The organism is Chryseobacterium cupriresistens, assembly GCF_046614675.1.
GTDB lineage: Bacteria > Bacteroidota > Bacteroidia > Flavobacteriales > Weeksellaceae > Chryseobacterium > Chryseobacterium cupriresistens.
In genome coordinates this window covers 769,839-788,156 of the sequence record NZ_JBKKJT010000001.1, presented here as the reverse complement: position 1 = coordinate 788,156, position 18,318 = coordinate 769,839, and the positions used below count along the sequence as shown (strand labels likewise).

The following is an 18,318-nucleotide window of genomic DNA, read 5'->3' as shown; positions in this document are numbered from 1 at the left end:
TAATTTTATGAAAAGAATTAACAAAAGCTTCAACATAGGTTGAGGCTTTTCTTTTTTTTATGCTGCAATTTTGCTCTGTTAAAGATGCATTGGTACACAATATGTTTAAAGAAATATGATACCAGTGATTATGATTAATTAAAAATTTTTCAGCATGAAGAAGCTTATCAACATTGTATTTGTACTGACTGCATTTGTACAGTTATCAGCACAAAAAATTATTCATCAGGAAATTTTCAGTCCGAAAATGAATAAAAAAATCAAAACAGTGATCATCACTCCCAATTTACAGCCTAATACCAGGTATCCATCTGTCTATATTCTTCATGGCTTCAGCGGTAATCCGGACAGGATTATCAAACAGGATATTCCTGATCTGGTTAAAAAAGCTCAGCAATTGAAAACAATCTATGTGCTTCCGGATGGGAATTACAGTTCCTGGTATGTAGACAGCCCGGTTGTTAAGGATTCGCAATATCAGACTTTTATTGGAAAAGAACTGGTAGAATTTATTGATAAAAACTATCCTGTGAAAGCTGAGAAGAAATTCCGCGGGATTTTAGGATGGAGTATGGGAGGCTATGGAGCTATCAACATCGGGGTTACGTATAACAAGACATTTGGAATCGTTGGAAGTTCATGTGGAGCACTGGACTTCAATTCGTTCGGGGAAGGATATCAGAAATATATGGTGAATAAAGTGCTGGGACCATTGGAGTCTATCAATCCGAATTTCCTTACGGACAACAAAATAAAACTGATGGCCTCAGCAGATCAGCAATATATTTTCGACTGTGGTACAGAAGACACTCAAATGATTACTATGAACAGGAATTTTCATAAAAAGCTGACTGAAATGAAGATCCAGCATCTCTACACAGAATCTTTAGGCGGGCACGTTCCGGAATACTGGAGCAGATCATTATCTGAACAGTTGTCTTTGTTTGACAGATTTTTTAAACAGTAAGTTATACTCTTGTCAAGGCTTTAAACCTTGACAATGGTAGATTTTAGGTTTCGGCTAAAGCCAAAGGATTTATTTTCTATTTATTTAAACGGGCTAAAGCTCGTTCCTATTGAATATTGATTATTTTTAACCACAAAAGACACAAAGTTTTTAACCAAATAAATTTTTAGAGCAAATTTTTATGCAGAATAAGTACACATAAGTTTTGCGAAAATCTTTGATTTTCAACTTAGTGTGAACTTTTTTTGCAGCATCATTTTAAAGTTGCTTCATTGAACTAAAATGTATTAATATATAAGCTTTTGTGACTTTTGTGGTTTGTAAAGTTTTTAAATTTATAAAAAACCTTTTTGAGCTATGCCCAAAAAGGTTTTCGATTGATTGAATGTTCAAAAATACCAACTAACCAGGCATTCTATTAAAAATGTTGAAAATTTTTCCCCAGATGTTCCTCTATCACAAAGAACGGATCTTCCGTAAGGGTGTGTGCTCTCATATCGATAAGACTTACTTTGCTCATCATACGAAGCATAATCCTTCTTTCACATGGCTGTTCTACACCGTCAATATTTCTTACTCCCGCACGGAAAGCCGATCTTCCGTGAGCACATAAATGATTATTAACCAGAATAACATCTCCGGCCTGAGGCGTAAATCCAGAATAAATCAAATGTCTTGCTTCTTCCCAGAATTCATGCAGCGTATTCTGCGCCTCATCAGATTGTCTGATACTGGGATTGAAAAGCTGCTCAGCAGCATCAAAACGCATAAACGGAAGGCTGTAATTTCCATACAAAACAGAATCTAAGGTTTCTTCTTCACTACTTCCCGTTTCTAGGTTGGCATCTTTCGGGATTTTATAGATTGGCTCAAAAAGTGGCCTGTACTTTTCCCCGATAGACTCATGAGAACGGATGGAATATAGGGTAGAAGGAACCTGTTCTTCATTTCTTACATACATAAAGCTTAAAAAATCAGCCTGATGCTTAAGAAAAGCATCTTCAGTATGTACATACAAATCGGTTGCGGATCCTGATCCCGTCTGCGTTTCTTTCATTTTTTCATCAGGAATAATGGCATGGATCAATCCGCCGCCTTTACGCTGTGAATAATATTGTACAGGCTTTGAGGGAAGTGCCCCATGAATAAGCGCACACGCAAAACCATATAAATTAAACTTTGAATAATCTGCCGATTGCCAGTTGGGTGGAGTAGAACCTATTTCCTCCTGATCTATATCCATCAATCCTGTAAAAACCAGCGCGCCATACTGATTTTCAGAAAAGTCACTCGCAAAATCAGCTGCTATATTGAGAATCCTTTCCGGAAGAAAATAAGAGGCCAGCTGATGGACATGCTTTATAAAATCACGGTTTTCATAAGTGTCATACTTTTTCTGAAGATGCAATGCCGCATCTTTGATCATTCTTCTTTCCTGAGAGGTGACTTCTATGACCGTAGGAAGCAGTTTTACAGCTGTTAAACAGTCTTTATCTAAAATTTCTGTAGAATTCATTAAAAAAAATTTGGTGTTAAGTAATAATTTTTATCTTTGTTTTTAATTATTCTAAATAACAATAGCTAAGTCAAATTTAGTAATAATTATGTAATCACCAAATAAAATATAATAAAAAATGCAAAATTTAAAAAACTGACTACCAGATATATATAGTCGTATATCGAAAAAACCACAACAATTCACAGATTAAAAAAATCACATTACAAAACTTTTATGAACAACAATTTAATATCCCTTGAAGAGCACGCAAGTACAACTTCACCCCACATTTCGGGGAATTTTGGGAATATTTTTCATCCTGACAATTATGATCATTATCGTAATGCTGTCAACAGTACTTTGGACCTGGTTCAGGAATTTCTTTACAGAAACAACAAGCCTTTCAGTGGTATAGAAGCCAGAACAATGAAAGGAATGGTACAACAGATAGACCTTAATCAAAAACTATCCAATTATAATGAGCTGCTGGCTGAAGTAGATGAAATCTATGTGAAACATGCCACCGCTTTTCACCTTCCACAATATGTAGCGCATCTTAACTGCCCTGTAGTCATTCCGGCATTGGCAGGAGAAATTCTTGTAAGTGCCATCAATTCTTCTCAGGATACTTATGATCAGAGTGCAGGAGGAACTTTTATGGAAAGAAAGCTGATCGACTGGACTGCGGGTCAGATCGGATACAATACCCATGAAAGCGATGGCGTTTTCACAGCAGGAGGCTCACAGAGCAACCTAATGGGATTGGTGATGATGCGTGACTGTTTTTCTCAGAAAAAATATAACCACAATATTAAAATGGATGGTCTGCCAGCGGAGGCAAGCCGTTTCAGGATATTTGTTTCCGATAAATCTCACTTCAGCAATCTGAAAAATGCATCCATTATGGGATTGGGTGAGAAAAGTATTGTTAAAGTTCCGACCGATGACCGTTTCCGTATGGATATTTCTCTTTTAAAGAAATACATTAAGAGGGAAGAGCAATTAGGAAATATTCCTATCGGAATCGTAGCGACAGCCGGAACTACAGACTTTGGAAATATCGATCCATTGGATGATATCGCCAATATTGCAGAACACTATAACATCTGGATGCACGTAGACGCTGCTTACGGTTGTGCTTTATTATTAAGCGAAAAATACCGTGACCTGATCAATGGTATTGAAAGAGCAGATTCTGTAACGATTGATTACCACAAATCATTCTTCCAACCGATCAGCAGCAGTGCTTTCATTGTTAAAAATAAAAAAGAACTGTTGATCCTTAAACACCACGCCGATTATCTGAATCCGAAGGAAATGGACGAGGAGGAAATTCCGGCACAGATCAATAAATCCATTACCCAGAGTACAAGAAGATTTGATGCGTTAAAACTTTGGTTTACCATAAGGATGATGGGTAAAGAACAGTTGGCAGAATATACAGACACCGTGATCGATCTTACCAAAGATGCTGCAGCGATGATCTCTGAAGATGCAGATTTTGAACTTCTTTCAGATTCCGACTTAAGTGTTCTTGTTTTCAGATATGTAAATCCGGAAATCAGTGATCTGAATGCCTTGAATCAATACATCAAGATGAAACTGTTCTACAGCGGAGAAATCCTTGTAGCCAGTACAAAGGTTGACGGTAATTTCTATCTGAAGTTTACGTTCCTGAATCCGATTACGACTACGGAAGACATTCATCAAATTCTCACCACAATCAAAAATCATGGAAAAGACTTTAATTCAGAAAAATAGAACAGGAGAAAAAGCTAGGGAAATTACTTTCAGGATTCTGTTGAACGGAATGCTGAGAGAACTGGGAAACGGAAAATTCTACCGCGGCGTTCCGAAATATGATCTTCTCACGGCAAAAGCTCTTCAGAAAAGCAATTATTCATTGTTTATGAGATTTGAAATGAAGAAAAGCGGACTGTTTTTATTTGCTCCGGTTTCCTATCGTTCAGAAACTCTTTTTCATGAATACGGACCTGTTTTGTGGGCGGTAGATCATCAAAATCAGGAAGTTTTTGAAGTGAATGATCAAAAACTTACTGAATTGGTTTACAAAGAACTATCTGAGACTACCAATGAAACGGGTTTCAGAAACTTTGTGGAAAGAATTCAAAGCAGCTTAAGAAATCTGGAACTGACGACAGAAGCCTGTCTTCAGGACGATCAGTTGTTGACCTATTCTTTTCTTGAATCTGAGCAAATGCTTCCTGCCGGACACAATCTGCATCCTTTCACCAAATCAAGAATGGGATTCTCTGAGGAAGAACAGCTTTTATACGGTCCAGAATTCGGGAAAGTATTTCAGTTGGATTATTTCCTGATCCATAAAGACTGCATCACGGAAAAATCTCTTCCGGGAATCTCGGCCAAAGAAATCTTCGAAAAATGGACTTCTTTACCGGAAAGCTACGATTTTGAAAACATCAATGACTTTTACATCGTTCCATGCCATCCGTGGGAGGCACAATATCTTTTATCAACAGCAGAATACCCTGAAATGCTGGGTTCCGGTAAGATCATTCATATCGGACCTTTAGGAGAGGATTTTTATGCTACATCTTCTATAAGAACAGTATACAATCCTGATTTCAGCTGGATGTTAAAATTCTCTCTGCATGTTTTAATGACCGGTTCTGTGCGAACAAACAGCTTAAAAGATCTCAACAGAGGATATGCTTCCGCTATCTGGTGGCAGCAGGAAAAAACTTCATTTGAGCAAAACTTCCCAAATTTTAAACTATTGCTGGAGCCTTCCACATTAAGCGTTCATTATGAAGGGAATAATATGGACAGCCTGAATATTCTGCTCCGTGAAAATCCTTTTTCCAATGAAGATAAAGTGATTCTATTGGCAAGGCTTTGTCAGGATGAATCTACAGATGGATTCAATTTTACGGCGCATTTCTTTAAGAATGTTGCGAATCAATTGGGTATAGATGCAGAAAAAGCAGCTATTATCTGGTTTGAAAAGTATGTAAATCTATTGCTTTCTCCTTTAAATAGGTTGTATGATCAATTAGGCATGGCTCCTGAAGTTCATCAGCAGAATCTGCTTGTACAATTGGATAATCAATTGCTTCCTCAATCTATTTATGTGAGAGACGGACAAGGTTATTTAATCAAAGAAAGCTTTACAGGAAAATATGAATCTCTGATCAAAGATTATCCTGAAGTGGAAGACCTTTTCATCAGAGATGAGCGTCTTCTGGATATTATTTCTCACCATCTTCTGGTAAGTAACCTGAGCGCACTGATTGCTTCAATAGGTAAGACGGGATTGGTGAAAGAAAGAAGATTAATCCATATTCTGTACAGGGAATTTGAAAATCTTCATGACAGTGAACCTTCATCTTTAACGGATTATGCTTTGAATCAAAGATATTGGGCCGTAAAATCAAACCTTCAGTCGGCGGTTGCTGATGTAGACGGAGGCGTGAATGCTTCTTCAATTTCTTATGCTAAAGTTCCGAACCTTCTTCACAAACATTTCTTTTCGGATCAGTTAATCAATCCGCAGGGAACAGAGGTTTTCTTCAAAAGGTATTTCCAGAAAGAGGATGTTACTATGAGTATGCGTCCTATAGATCTTGAAAATGACCTTGAAATGCTTCATGAATGGTTCAACCGTGAACATGCCGTAAAAATCTGGCAGATGAACTGGCCTATTGATGAGCTGGAAACCTATTACAGACTGATGCTTCCAAGTGATGAAGCCCACAGTTACATCATCGCAGGAAACGATGAACCTTCATGCAATATCGAGGTGTATTGGGCTTGCAGAGATATCGTAGGCGATTATTATGAAGTATTGCCAACAGATTACGGAACGCACCAGTTTATTGCACCGACTGATCCAAAGAAAAAATTCGTTTCTCCATCCACACAATCTATGGTGGATTATGTTTTTGCACAGCCACAGGTAGGAAAAATGGTTGGCGAAGGATCTGTAGACTCTCTTGCTTCTATGATGAACAAGGCCCACGTAGGTTTCAAAGTAGAAAAAGTAATTGAAATGCCTCATAAAAAAGCCAATCTGAACTTCTGTTACAGAGAATGGTACTGGGAAAAATTCCCCCAGAATAAAGAGGTACAAATCACCACAAACATCACAAAAAATGACTAACGAAGCCGTATACAATGTAATAGGCATAGGGATTGGCCCTTTCAATCTGGGACTTGCCGCATTATCCAATCCGATTTCGGAACTGAAAACCCTTTTCCTGGACCAGAGAGATGGTTTCGACTGGCATCCGGGACTGATGATCGACCATGTAACCCTGCAGACTCCATTTTTATGCGACTGCGTATCCATGGCCGATCCAACAAATCCTTTAAGCCTTTTGAATTACCTGAAAGAAACCGGAAGACTGTATAAATTTTTTATCAGAGAAGACTTTTTCATTCCGAGGAAAGAATACAACCGTTATTGTCAATGGGTGATTGAACAGCTTCCGCAATGCCGTTTTTCTACTCAGGTAGTGGATATTACTTATGAAGACGGTTTATATCATGTGACGACCATTCACACCAAAACAAAAGAAACAACTATTTTTAAAACGGAAAGGTTGATTTTAGGAACGGGGACACAGCCTCATATTCCTTCTTTTATTCCGAAAGATGATTCAAGACTTATTCATACGAGCTCTTATCTCTATCGAAAAGAGGAATTGTTATCTCAGGGAAAGAAAATTGCCATTATCGGTTCTGGCCAAAGTGCTGCAGAAGTTTTTTATGACCTACTTCAAAACAGGAATGAAGAAACCCAACTGGGATGGTATTCCCGTCCGGACAGATTTTTTCCTATGGAATATTCTAAACTGACGCTGGAACTTACTTCTCCGGATTATGTTGATTATTTCTACAACAGAAGTGAATCTGCAAGGAAAACCATTTTAAGCAAACAGCAGGCTCAGTTTAAAGGAATCAATTACGATCTGATCAATGATATCTATGATTTTATTTATGATCTGAATATCGATAATGCGGATCCTAATCTTAAAATTATTCCTAACAGCCAGCTGAACAGAGTAGACAACAGTAATCCGGATTTCATCAATCTTGAGTTTACCCAACTGGAACAGGAAGTTCCTTATGATCAGGAAGCGGATTACTTGATTTTAGGAACAGGATACCGTTATCATGAACCTGCATTCTTACAAAATATTCAGGATAGAATCAAGAGAGATTCCAGCGGATTGTTTGATGTGAACAGAAATTATTCAATAGACCACAACGGAGGGGAAATCTATGTGCTTCATGCTGAAGTGCACACCCACAGCTATATTTCTACCGATCTGGGAATGGCTGCGTACCGTAATTCTTACATCATCAATGATATTCTGGGAAGAGAGCATTATAAAATTGAAAAGAAAATTGCTTTCCAGGATTTTGATGTAGAAAAATATGCTGATTTACCAACTGCCAAAATTTAATTAAAGATGAACACCAACTTAAAAAATACAATAAGCCAGGAAAACTGGAATCAGGCCAACAGAAACCTAATGGCCAAAACCATCTCAGAACTGATGCACGAAGAGCTTCTGAAACCTGTCGTGACCTTTGAAGATCAGGACGGATATACAGTTTTCAAGCTCGAAACAGGATTTGAAAATATTTCATACAGCTTCCGCGGACAGGAAAGAATGATGGATTACTGGCATATTGATAAAGACAGCATTACAAAAACAGAAAACGGTGAAGATCTGTCTTCGGTAGATGTAGCAGCCTTCTTTCTGGAAATGCAATCAGTTTTTGACTTAGACCCTTATACCATTGCAAGATATACAGAAGAATTACTGCATACTTTGTATTGTGATGCTTTAATCTTATCAAGAGGAGTGATCTCTTCAAAAGATCTTGCGGATGCGGATTATCAAACTGTAGAGCATAATATGACCGGACATCCTTGGGTAATTGTGAACAAAAGCCGGTTAGGTTTTTCTCCAAAAGACCTGAAAACATTTGCCCCTGAAGCCGATGAGAATCTAAAAGTGATCTGGCTGGCTTCCCATAAAAGCAGATCATCATTCCAGGCTTTGGAACATATTGACAGAGATGAGTTTTATCGTTCCGAAGTAGGAGACCTGCTGTATAATGATTTTCAGCAGCAACTGATCAGCGAAGGAAAAATTGTTAAAGACTATCATTTTATTCCTGTACATCCATGGCAGTGGGAGCATAAGCTTCAGATTCATTTTGCCGGAGATATTGCTTCAGGACTTTTAATCCAATTGGGTGAGGGTAGTGATACGTACAGTCCGCAGCAGAGTATCCGTACTTTATTCAATGTAGATCATCCTGAAAAGAGATACCTGAAAACGGCTGTTTCTATTCTGAGCACAGGAAATATCAGAGGATTATCACCTAAACAGATGAAAATTGCTCCAGCTATTACAGATTGGGTAAAAGGCTTAATTAAAGATGATGCTTACCTTGAGAACAAAGAGACTATTTTCTTAGGAGAAGAAGCAGCAATCACCTATCTGCATCCACAATATGGAGCTATTGCGAGTGTACCTTATCAATATAATGAATTCCTTGGAGCATTATGGAGAGAAAGTGCTGAAAATCATCTGAAAGAAGACGAACAAATGGTAACTATGGCTTCTTTACTGTATGTAGATGAAAGTGGAGTTCCATTGGTTCAGGCATTTGCTGAAAAAGCAGGAGTAAGCATTAAAGAATGGATTGAAAGCTATCTTGATGCTTATCTTACCCCATTATTACATATTTATTACACGCATTCATTATGTGTAACGCCACACGGAGAAAACATTATGGTTGTTTTGAAAAACGGAGTTCCGAAGAGAATCGTCATCAAAGACTTTGTGGATGATATTGTACTTACCACAGAAGCCAGAGAAAAGCTTCCTGCACACCTTGCGGACGGTTTGATCCAGTCTTCCAATAAAGAAAATATCCCATTGTTTATTTTGCTTGGAGTTTTTGATGCCTTCTTCAGATACCTGTCGAATGCTTTGCATACCTATTCCAACTTTAATGAAGAAACATTCTGGGAATTGGTTCACAACTGTGTAGAAAATTATAAAGCTGAGAATACTCACCTTCAGGAAAGATACGAAAAGTATGACCTGTATGTGCCGGCATTCAAAAGATTCTATATCAACAGTCTGCGTCTGAAAAATAACGGTTACAGTGAGAATAAAGCATTTGCTATTCCGAGAAAAGACGGAGCACTGCCAAATCCGCTGTATCAGATTGCCAATAAAAATTCAGTAGCAGCAGTATGAGGAAATTCCTGCATATACTAAAAGAAGGAGCGGTTTTTACGTATGGAGCCATAGCCGGAAAGAAAGTTGAACTGACTTCCGGAAGTATAAACCGTTCCATCTTTAGTCTTGCCATTCCTATGGTGATGGAACTTGTCATGGAATCTGTTTTTGTAAGTGTCAATTTATTGATTATTGCAAAATTAGGCGACAAGGTTCTTGGGCTTGTGGGAATTACCGATAACTACATCAACTTTGCTTATGCCATTGCAGTAGGTTTGGGAATTGCAGCAGCAACCCTTACCGCCAGAAGAGCGGGCGAAAAAGATAAAGAAGGAATGGGCAGAACAGCCCAATACATTATCTTGCTGGCTCTGTTTTTTGCAGTGCTTATTGGCGGTGTTTCCTGCTTTTTCGCATCAGAAATTGTTGATTTTTTGGGAATCAATGCCAGTACGGTAACCGAAGGCGTTTCTTTCTCAAGACTGGTCTTTCTGAGTATCGGGCTTGTGATTCTCCGCTTGTCTGTCAATGGGCTTTTCAGAGGGGCAGGTGATGCCGATATTGCCATGAAATCACTTTGGATCTGCCATATTTCCAATATCATCTTTGCGGTAATCCTTGTTTTCGGATTAGGATTTATTCCTGCTTTCGGATTGATGGGATTGGCGTATGCTACGGTTTTATCAAGGACATTAGGAGTTGTATATCAGGCATTCATATTCGCCACAGGAAAAACCAGCATCAGCATCAGAGTTCCTTTTCAGCTTGATCTTACATTGTTACAGAAGATTCTGAAACTCGCCTTTGGAGGATTGGTTCAGTATATCATTCCTACATCCAGCTGGCTGATTATGGTGAAAATCATCTCTACTTTCGGAACAACCGCGCTGGCAGGATACATTATTGCCCAGCGTATTGCTTCGGTCGCAACAATGCCTGCCTGGGGAATAGGAAATGCAGCAGGAGTGCTTACAGGACAGAATCTCGGTGCCGGAGAACCGGAACGTGCAGAAAAAACAGTCTGGAGAGCAGGAACCATCAACATGACTTATCTGGTCATTGTAGCCTTATTCTGGCAGATTGCAGCAGAATATGTGGTGAAATTTTTCACTACAGAACCGGAAGTTGCCAGATATGCGGTTCAATACATCCATGTGGTCTCTATGGCTTATCTGCTTTTAGGATTCACCATGGTGATCAGCCGCGCATTGAATGCAGCCGGAAATATTATGCAGGTTACCCTGCTTTATATTGTCATGTTTTATGTAATTCAGCTTCCTATGGCTTATCTCTTGGGGGTAAAGCTTCATTGGGAACTGACAGGAATATTTACCGCTATCGTTTCTTCGGAAATTGTCTTAGCAGTGTTATTCCTGATGATTTTTAGAAATGGAAAATGGAAAACTATAAAAATTTAAAATGAACACTACAGAAGAATTTTATGAAATTATCGCCTCTGCCATCGCTATAAAAAAAGAATTGGTAGATGAAAAGCTTACGTATCAGGAAATCCCGGAATGGGATTCTATGTCTCATCTTCTGATCGTAGAAGCGCTTGAACAGTTTTATCAGATCAAATTTGATTTTAATGATATTCTTGAGATGGGAACCGTCGGAAAAATTCGCGAAAAAATGAAAAAATACGATGTATTCGTAGAAAACTAAGCTTATGAAAATTTTAGAAAATGTAATTGCCAATAAGAACTTGGGGTTTACAGATGCTTCCACCGGTACAACAATACCGGTGGGAACACTGTACCGGTCTTTAGGCTTAAACCCCGTAGAAAAAGGCCTGCTTTTTTTGTACAATGATAATCAGCTTCCAAGCATTGAAGTGCTCCTCAATTTTTATGGAACAGCACATACCATTGCGTTACTGGGACAGAAACTTCATGAGGAATTTAAAGAACGTATTGAGGCAGAATATCGTCCGAAATACATCTTTGATCCACAAAGGGAAACCATTGAAGGATACTCTCTGAAAGCATTCTCAGACAACATCAGAATCTTTGCAAAGGATGATTATAAAGCTGAGATTATCATTCATCCTGACATCAAAATCCTTTTGAGTACTTCAGGGACAACAGGTGTTCCGAAACTGGTTAAGTTATCTGATGAAAGCCTTTATCAGAACGCATTGAGCATCCTTCAGTACATGCCGATTCAGGGAACAGATGTGGTTCCTTTAAACGTACCGATCAACTTTGTATACGGATTCTCTATTTTCACCACCAACTGTATGCGCGCCGGAAGAATCGTGTGTACTGATAAGGATATAATGCAGAAAGCATTCTGGGACGAAATGGAGGAGTACGGCTACAGTACGTTGGGCGGAGTGCCTTTTCTCTATGAAAATCTGAACAGAATAGGATTTTTCAGAAAAGATTCTCCAAGTCTAAGGTATTTTACCCATACCGGAGGTGTAATTAACGCTGAGCTGAGAAAAACTATTTTCTCTTATTGTCATGAATTTAAAAAAGAATTCTTTGCACAATACGGGCAGACTGAGGCTGGAGGAAGAATGGCTTACCTTACCACAGAAGGATTGCTGGAAGAAGAAACATCAATCGGAAATGTGGTGGAAAGAGGAAGCTTCAAAATTGATCCTGAAACGGATGAATTGCTGTTTTCTCACGTAAGTATTTTCGGAGGCTATGCCCATAAACTGGAGGATCTTGCTACGTACGAGCAGCCTTCTGTACTGCATACCGGAGATACTGCCAGAAAAGGTGAAAACGGGATTTATTATATCACAGGTAGAATAAAACGTATCATGAAGCTTTTCGGAATACGCCTGAATCTGGATGAGGTAGAATTCATTCTTAAAAATGAAATGCAGGGCAATACCTTCGTATGTCTGAATGCCAATGATAAAAAAATCGTGGTATTGTATGACAATCCGGAAATTGATCCTCAGATCATCACCGAAACCATTAAAAATAAACTGCGTATTAATCCACAATATGTACGCACAGAACGTATAGAAACATTTCCTTTATCACAAAACGGTAAAATAAACTATCCCCTGTTACAAAAATTACAGCATGAAAACATCTAAAACCCTTATATTACTTCTTGGTCTTGCTTTATCTTCCAATTCGCTTTCTGCACAGCAGGGCGACAGAGTTCATGGCAAAATCATGCTGTCTGAAAAAGCACCGGTAAAAAATGCTGTTTTAAGACTTGTCAACACGTCTTATCAGGCAAAAACCAATAATTTAGGAGAATATTACTTTGAAAATGTGCCACCTGGAGAATATACCCTTCAGGTGGTTTTAAATGACATCGAACTGATGAGAGAACCCATTCACATTCAGAAAGATGTCTATGAAATCCCTGCGATCTACGCTCCTTTACACAACAATGTGATTGAAGGAATTACCGTATATGCAGTGAGCAGAAATAAATTTCTGGATAAAGACAGTACTTCAGTGGCCAAAATGCCTCTGAAAGTTCTTGAAAATCCACAAGCTTATACAAGCATCAACCAGCAGATCATGAAGGAACAGCTTACTTACGATATTTCGGAAGTATTGAAAAATGTTCCGGGTATGGTAAAAATGCAGGGAAGTCCGGGAAGAGGCTCGGGAGACGGAAGTTTCTACTACAGCCTCAGAGGTTTTCCTACGAAAGTATCGATGGTAGACGGTGTTCCTGCAACCACCAATGGTGAGATCGATCCTGCAGATATTGAACGTCTTGAAGTCATCAAAGGACCTTCAGGAACGTTGTATGGAGGCGCGGTAACTTCGTTTGGAGGCCTGATTAATGCGGTAACCAAAAAACCGAAAGATTATTTCGGAGGTGAAGCTTCTTATCTCATGGGAAGCTACAACCTGAACCGTGTTACCGCTGATGTTTACGGCCCGATTACAGAATCCAGAAATATGTTATTTCGTTTGAATGCAGCCTATCAGTATCAGAATGGTTTCAGAGATTCCGAATTCAGAAAATCATTCTTTGTAGCCCCAACTGTAAGCTACCAGGTTAATGAAAGATTGAAATTTAACCTGGGAGCTCAGATTTATAATTATGAAGGAACTAATACTCCGATTATTTTCCTTCCGAGAACAAGGCAATATTTTGCCCATAATCCTGATGAACTAGGCTTTGACTGGAAAAGATCATATTCCAACAATGATATGACCTTAAAAGCGCCATCTATTAACGTAAAAGCAGAGGCTAATTACAAAATTTCAGATCAATGGACTTCGCAAACCTTACTTTCAAGAAACTTCAGAAAAACGGAAGGATTATATCAATACCAGTTTATCAGAGGGACAACCAGTGATGCCCTGCTGGAACGTAATGTACAGTGGCAGAACTCTGAAGCTTCTTCTACAAGTGTTCAGCAGAATTTCAATGGACAATTTAATATCGGGAAAATTAAAAATAAAGTATTGATCGGATTGGATTATCTGAATCAGACAATCAATAATAACCATTCTCCAATTGTAGTCTTTGATAATGTCAACGGACAAAACTTAGAGGGATACCCGAATATTTCTAAAGATCTTGCCCTTCAAAAAATCCAGGCATTTACACAGGCAGCCATTCAGGCAGGCAAAACACCTTTAGTGAGAAATAATTCCGCATCAAACCTTTATGGAGCCTATATTTCAAACGTCACTTATATTACGGACCGTTTGATTACGCTTTTAAGCTTGCGTATGGATCATTACGAAAGTAAAGGACAGCTTAATCTGAATGATAACAAACGTACCGGTGATTTCAGTCAGACTGCATGGTCTCCAAAAGTAGGAATTGTATATCAGATCGTTAAAGACCAGTTATCTGCCTATGGTAACTATATGAATGGTTTCAGCTATACAGCCCCTGTTGCCCAGCAGCTTCCGGACATTAGCGGTGAGATGAAACCTCAGATGGCGAATCAGTGGGAAGTAGGAATCAAGGGAAATCTTTGGAGGAATAAAGTGAATTTCACGGTTGGATACTATGATATCCTTGTTGATAATATCCAGAGAGGAACCGGAGTGATCCGTGACGGAAAAGAATACAATATTGTTGTTCAGGATGGAAAGCAAAGAAGCAAAGGGATTGAAATCGAAACCATCATGAACCCTGTTCAGGGATTAAATATCATGGCCGGATATAGCTACAATCACAGCAGATATGAAAAGGCTGATCCCGCTGTAGAGGGCCGTCGTCCTGAGTCTGCAGGTCCTGCCAATGTATTCAATTCATGGATCAGTTATATTCTTCCGATCAAAGGACTTCAGGGACTTGGAATTGGTTTCGGGGTAAACCGTGTCGGAAAACAAATTACCGGAAATAAAACCGTTACCGGACAATTTGCATTCCCAGCCTATACTTTACTGAACGCTTCCATCTCCCTTGAAAAAGAAAGATACAGATTAGGGTTTAAAATGAATAACCTGGGTAATGTACAATATTTTGCAGGACAGGGAGTTGTAGTCGCTCAGATGCCTCGTAATTTTGTTGCTGAGGTAAGCTTTAAATTTTAAGAATGAAGTTAAAGTTTAGAAAAATTGCATATCAGTTACATCTATGGCTCGGACTAACGTCCGGGCTTATAGTTGTTATCATGGCCGCTACGGGATGTATCCTGGCTTTTGAAGAAGAATTAAAACATATTGTTCACCCCAACAGATATTACGTTGAAAATATCGGAAGAAAAAAACTTTCACTGTCTGAACTTACGGAAAAAGCAGAAAAAGCACTTCCCGAAGGTTTAAAGGTCAAAAGAGTTGTTATGCCTTCTGATCCCTTACGAACGTATGTATTCCGTACCTTAAAAATGGATGACGAAGCATGGACGTATTGGGGAACTTATCTTTATTATTACCGGATCTATGTAGATCCTTATACCGGAAAAATACAGGAAGTGGAAGACGCCAAAAAGGATTTCTTTGAAATTGTACTGGATCTTCACCGAAGACTTCTATTGGGTGAGAAAATTGGGAAAACGATTACCGGTTATTCCACATTGATATTTGCTGTCATTCTTTTATCGGGGCTTGTGATATGGTATCCCCGAAAAATGAGTAAAGCCATGCTGAAAGGAATGTTTTTCATTAAAATATCGGCCAATTGGAAAAGGATTAATTATGACGCTCATAATGTTTTGGGATTCTATGCCATTATTCCTTTACTTTTAATCTCTTATTCTGCATTGATATGGAGCTTTGAAGATGTAGATAAATGTGTAAAGAACACATTGAACAGAAATACGCCCACAGAAAAGAAAGCTAAGAGTACAATTCCTTCCGAAGAATTTTCAAACCGGGAAAATATTCTCAATCTGATTGGAAATACTATGGAAAAAGGATTGAAAGACAAAAAATCTGTACTTGTCAACTTTCCAAGATCGGAAGAAGGAACCTACTATGCTGAGCTGACGTATGACGGAAGACAATACAGAAATGAACATTTTAATTTTGATCAATATTCAGGAGAAGTTTTAAAATCTCAATCGTATAAAAACAAAAATATAGGATATGGAACCGCATTAAGAGAAAGAAATTATGATCTTCACACCGGAAGTATCCTGGGACTGACCACCAGAATTATTTATTTTCTGACAGCAATTATCGCAACATCACTTCCCATCACCGGTTTTATCATCTACTTAAACAGAAAAAAGAAGCAACCGAAGCATAAGAAAAACAAAATAATTTTTCCTACTCATCATTAATAAAGAGAAGAGGTTATCTCAAAAGTCAAATGACGTGGTTTTTGTGGCTTTGTCATTCTGACGAAGGAAGAATCTCATTATAATTTAACTAAGAGATTCTTCACTACATTTCATTTCGTTCAGAATGACACTTTACGTAGCCTCTTCACTTTTACTATTCAAAGCAAGAATATCCAGTATCAATTTTATCGCAGATAAAATCCTCGCGCCTTAAAACACATTGTTTTGGTCATTATTTGCGCCTTCGCGTTCAAAAATAAAATAATCTTTTTTTTGGAAAGTCGCAAAGGCGCAAGTTTTTTAATATTAATACATTTTTAAGACGCAAGAAAATCAAAGATTTTCAGCAAGTGAAGCCGTAATTTATTCAATCGGCGAGAGATTTCATCACGCAATCAATCCCTTCACATTTTTAGTAAAAACTTCAATTCCTTTGTTCATTTCTTCAACATTCAAATCCCCGAACCCCAGACGCATTGCTGTAAGAACTTTATTCTGATACAACAGTGTTTTAGGAATAAAAAGATTATCCCTTGCACAATTCCGGCTCAGCTGCATCAGATTCAATGGGATATTCCATTCCAGCCATATGGCCAGCCCTCCGGAAGGTTTTTGAAAAGAGATAAAATCACCCAAATTCTCTTCTAACAACAAAGAAAAATAATCGCGTCTTTCCTGATATACCTTTAAAGATTTTTTCAGATAACGGTTGATTTCTCCCTCTGCAATCATTTCTCCTAATGCCCTTTCCATCAGAATATCTCCCTGACGGTCGATGATCCCCAGATATTTACGCATCTCTGTCATCAGATTCTCTGGAGCAACAATAAATCCTGTCCTGAATCCCGGAGCCAAAGACTTTCCAAAAGAGCCGATATAGATCACCATTCCGTTCGTATCCGCACTGGCTAAAGGAAGAATGGGGCTTTTATCATAATGAAATTCATAATCATAGTCGTCTTCCAGGATAATAAATCCGTATTCATTCGCTAATTCCAATAATTCAAATCTTCTCTGTGCACTCAAAGCAACGGTAGTAGGATAGTGGTGGTGCGGTGTCAGATAAAGCATCCGGATTTTCTGCTTTTTACAAGCTTCGCGAACGCTTTCTACGATAATTCCTTCTTGATCAATCGGAATTGAAACAATATCAACCCCAGCTTTCATAAAGATCATATTAACGGAAAAATAGCTTAAAGCTCCTACTAATACGGTATCACCTTTGGAAAGAAGAATCTCGGAAACAATATAAATACTCATTTCCGTGCTTCTGGTAATAAGGAGATTATTCTTAGAAATAGGAAGTCCGCGAGAAAGATTAAGGTATTGGGATAAATGTTCTTTAAAAAATTCACTTCCGTCATGATTATAATGTCCCAACGTTTTTTGGTTAGATTTACGCTTTAAAATAGAACTGTAAAATCTTGAATGCTGCCCTATCTGCGTCAAACGAATATCCGGCACCCCATCATTAAATACATATTCACAATCCGAATGTTCAAAAGGATTATCCAGAATGTTGGATGTTTTAAACGAAAAACCAGTTGAAATAGGGTAGTTTTGAAGATTATTCTGTTTAAAATCATTCAATTTAACAGGTTTTTCCTGATCTTTTCCAATCACAAAAGTTCCTTTGTTGGGAAAACTCTCCGTCCAGCCCTGCGCAGAAAGTTCATCATACACTGCAACCGCTGTATTTCTATGGATTTCCAGCATTTCACTGAAAGTTCTTGTCCCCGGAAGCTTGGTTCCGAAAGGCAAAAATCCCCGCTGAATCGCATTGATCAGCTGATTAGCGACCTGCAGATAAATAGATGTTTCTGATTTTCTATCAATTTTTATAAAACTTTCGTAAGGAATTTTAACCGGACTATCCATAATATCAAAACTGGCACCATACAACCATCCGGCAATATACTACTTTTGA

Annotated in this window: 12 protein-coding genes; 10 read left to right on the top strand and 2 right to left on the bottom strand. The window is 38.4% G+C overall.

The features are described 5' to 3' along the window. The first annotated feature begins 154 nt into the window (after positions 1 to 154). The gene (locus ACLI50_RS03640; protein WP_411413189.1) at positions 155 to 967 is read left to right on the top strand and encodes an alpha/beta hydrolase; all 813 of its coding nucleotides are present in this window, start codon (positions 155 to 157) and stop codon (positions 965 to 967) included. A 418-nt stretch (positions 968 to 1,385) separates the two neighbouring features. Here ACLI50_RS03640 and ACLI50_RS03635 read toward each other — a convergent pair whose 3' ends face one another. Further along, the gene (locus ACLI50_RS03635; RefSeq protein ID WP_411413188.1) at positions 1,386 to 2,483 is read right to left on the bottom strand and encodes a TauD/TfdA family dioxygenase; all 1,098 of its coding nucleotides are present in this window, start codon (positions 2,481 to 2,483) and stop codon (positions 1,386 to 1,388) included. A gap of 216 nt (positions 2,484 to 2,699) precedes the next feature. Here ACLI50_RS03635 and ACLI50_RS03630 point away from each other — a divergent pair, with 216 nt between their 5' ends. The 9 genes from ACLI50_RS03630 to ACLI50_RS03590 are packed head-to-tail and all read left to right on the top strand — an operon-like array spanning position 2,700 to position 16,391. Continuing rightward, positions 2,700 to 4,226, top strand: coding sequence for a pyridoxal phosphate-dependent decarboxylase family protein (locus tag ACLI50_RS03630; RefSeq protein WP_411413187.1), 1,527 nt, complete (start codon positions 2,700 to 2,702; stop codon positions 4,224 to 4,226). After that, positions 4,198 to 6,606 (top strand): GNAT family N-acetyltransferase, encoded by a 2,409-nt coding sequence (locus ACLI50_RS03625; RefSeq protein WP_411413186.1) that lies wholly within the window; start codon positions 4,198 to 4,200, stop codon positions 6,604 to 6,606. The genes ACLI50_RS03630 and ACLI50_RS03625 overlap by 29 nt, the downstream gene beginning before the upstream one ends. Next, positions 6,599 to 7,915, top strand: a complete 1,317-nt coding sequence (locus ACLI50_RS03620) for a lysine N(6)-hydroxylase/L-ornithine N(5)-oxygenase family protein (protein WP_411413185.1) — start codon at positions 6,599 to 6,601, stop codon at positions 7,913 to 7,915. The genes ACLI50_RS03625 and ACLI50_RS03620 overlap by 8 nt, the downstream gene beginning before the upstream one ends. Positions 7,916 to 7,921: 6 nt before the next feature. After that, entirely contained in the window at positions 7,922 to 9,733 is a 1,812-nt protein-coding gene (locus ACLI50_RS03615) for an IucA/IucC family protein (protein WP_411413184.1), read from the top strand. Further along, positions 9,730 to 11,133 (top strand): MATE family efflux transporter, encoded by a 1,404-nt coding sequence (locus ACLI50_RS03610; RefSeq protein ID WP_411413183.1) that lies wholly within the window; start codon positions 9,730 to 9,732, stop codon positions 11,131 to 11,133. Before ACLI50_RS03615 ends, ACLI50_RS03610 begins: the two co-directional genes overlap by 4 nt. 1 nt (position 11,134) lies before the next feature. Continuing rightward, positions 11,135 to 11,380, top strand: a complete 246-nt coding sequence (locus tag ACLI50_RS03605; RefSeq protein ID WP_002979498.1) for an acyl carrier protein — start codon at positions 11,135 to 11,137, stop codon at positions 11,378 to 11,380. Positions 11,381 to 11,384: 4 nt separating this feature from the next. Continuing rightward, entirely contained in the window at positions 11,385 to 12,773 is a 1,389-nt protein-coding gene (locus ACLI50_RS03600) for an AMP-binding protein (RefSeq protein WP_411413182.1), read from the top strand. Then, positions 12,760 to 15,201 (top strand): TonB-dependent siderophore receptor, encoded by a 2,442-nt coding sequence (locus ACLI50_RS03595; protein ID WP_411413181.1) that lies wholly within the window; start codon positions 12,760 to 12,762, stop codon positions 15,199 to 15,201. Before ACLI50_RS03600 ends, ACLI50_RS03595 begins: the two co-directional genes overlap by 14 nt. 2 nt (positions 15,202 to 15,203) lie before the next feature. Further along, positions 15,204 to 16,391, top strand: coding sequence for a PepSY-associated TM helix domain-containing protein (locus ACLI50_RS03590; protein WP_411413180.1), 1,188 nt, complete (start codon positions 15,204 to 15,206; stop codon positions 16,389 to 16,391). Between the two features lie 387 nt (positions 16,392 to 16,778). On the opposite strand, the gene ACLI50_RS03585 is transcribed toward ACLI50_RS03590, so the two are convergent. Next, positions 16,779 to 18,269 carry an aminotransferase-like domain-containing protein gene (locus ACLI50_RS03585; protein ID WP_411413179.1) on the bottom strand — a complete coding sequence of 497 codons (1,491 nt, stop codon included), beginning with the start codon at positions 18,267 to 18,269 and terminating at the stop codon, positions 16,779 to 16,781. Positions 18,270 to 18,318: the final 49 nt, after the last annotated feature.

What these genes read in the sequence shown, in the direction of transcription:
- ACLI50_RS03640 (WP_411413189.1), top strand. Translation starts at nt 155, where the DNA reads ATGAAGAAGCTTATCAACATTGTATTTGTACTGACTGCATTTGTACAG.
- ACLI50_RS03635 (WP_411413188.1), bottom strand. Translation starts at nt 2,483, where the DNA reads ATGAATTCTACAGAAATTTTAGATAAAGACTGTTTAACAGCTGTAAAA.
- ACLI50_RS03630 (WP_411413187.1), top strand. Translation starts at nt 2,700, where the DNA reads ATGAACAACAATTTAATATCCCTTGAAGAGCACGCAAGTACAACTTCA.
- ACLI50_RS03625 (WP_411413186.1), top strand. Translation starts at nt 4,198, where the DNA reads ATGGAAAAGACTTTAATTCAGAAAAATAGAACAGGAGAAAAAGCTAGG.
- ACLI50_RS03620 (WP_411413185.1), top strand. Translation starts at nt 6,599, where the DNA reads ATGACTAACGAAGCCGTATACAATGTAATAGGCATAGGGATTGGCCCT.
- ACLI50_RS03615 (WP_411413184.1), top strand. Translation starts at nt 7,922, where the DNA reads ATGAACACCAACTTAAAAAATACAATAAGCCAGGAAAACTGGAATCAG.
- ACLI50_RS03610 (WP_411413183.1), top strand. Translation starts at nt 9,730, where the DNA reads ATGAGGAAATTCCTGCATATACTAAAAGAAGGAGCGGTTTTTACGTAT.
- ACLI50_RS03605 (WP_002979498.1), top strand. Translation starts at nt 11,135, where the DNA reads ATGAACACTACAGAAGAATTTTATGAAATTATCGCCTCTGCCATCGCT.
- ACLI50_RS03600 (WP_411413182.1), top strand. Translation starts at nt 11,385, where the DNA reads ATGAAAATTTTAGAAAATGTAATTGCCAATAAGAACTTGGGGTTTACA.
- ACLI50_RS03595 (WP_411413181.1), top strand. Translation starts at nt 12,760, where the DNA reads ATGAAAACATCTAAAACCCTTATATTACTTCTTGGTCTTGCTTTATCT.
- ACLI50_RS03590 (WP_411413180.1), top strand. Translation starts at nt 15,204, where the DNA reads ATGAAGTTAAAGTTTAGAAAAATTGCATATCAGTTACATCTATGGCTC.
- ACLI50_RS03585 (WP_411413179.1), bottom strand. Translation starts at nt 18,269, where the DNA reads ATGGATAGTCCGGTTAAAATTCCTTACGAAAGTTTTATAAAAATTGAT.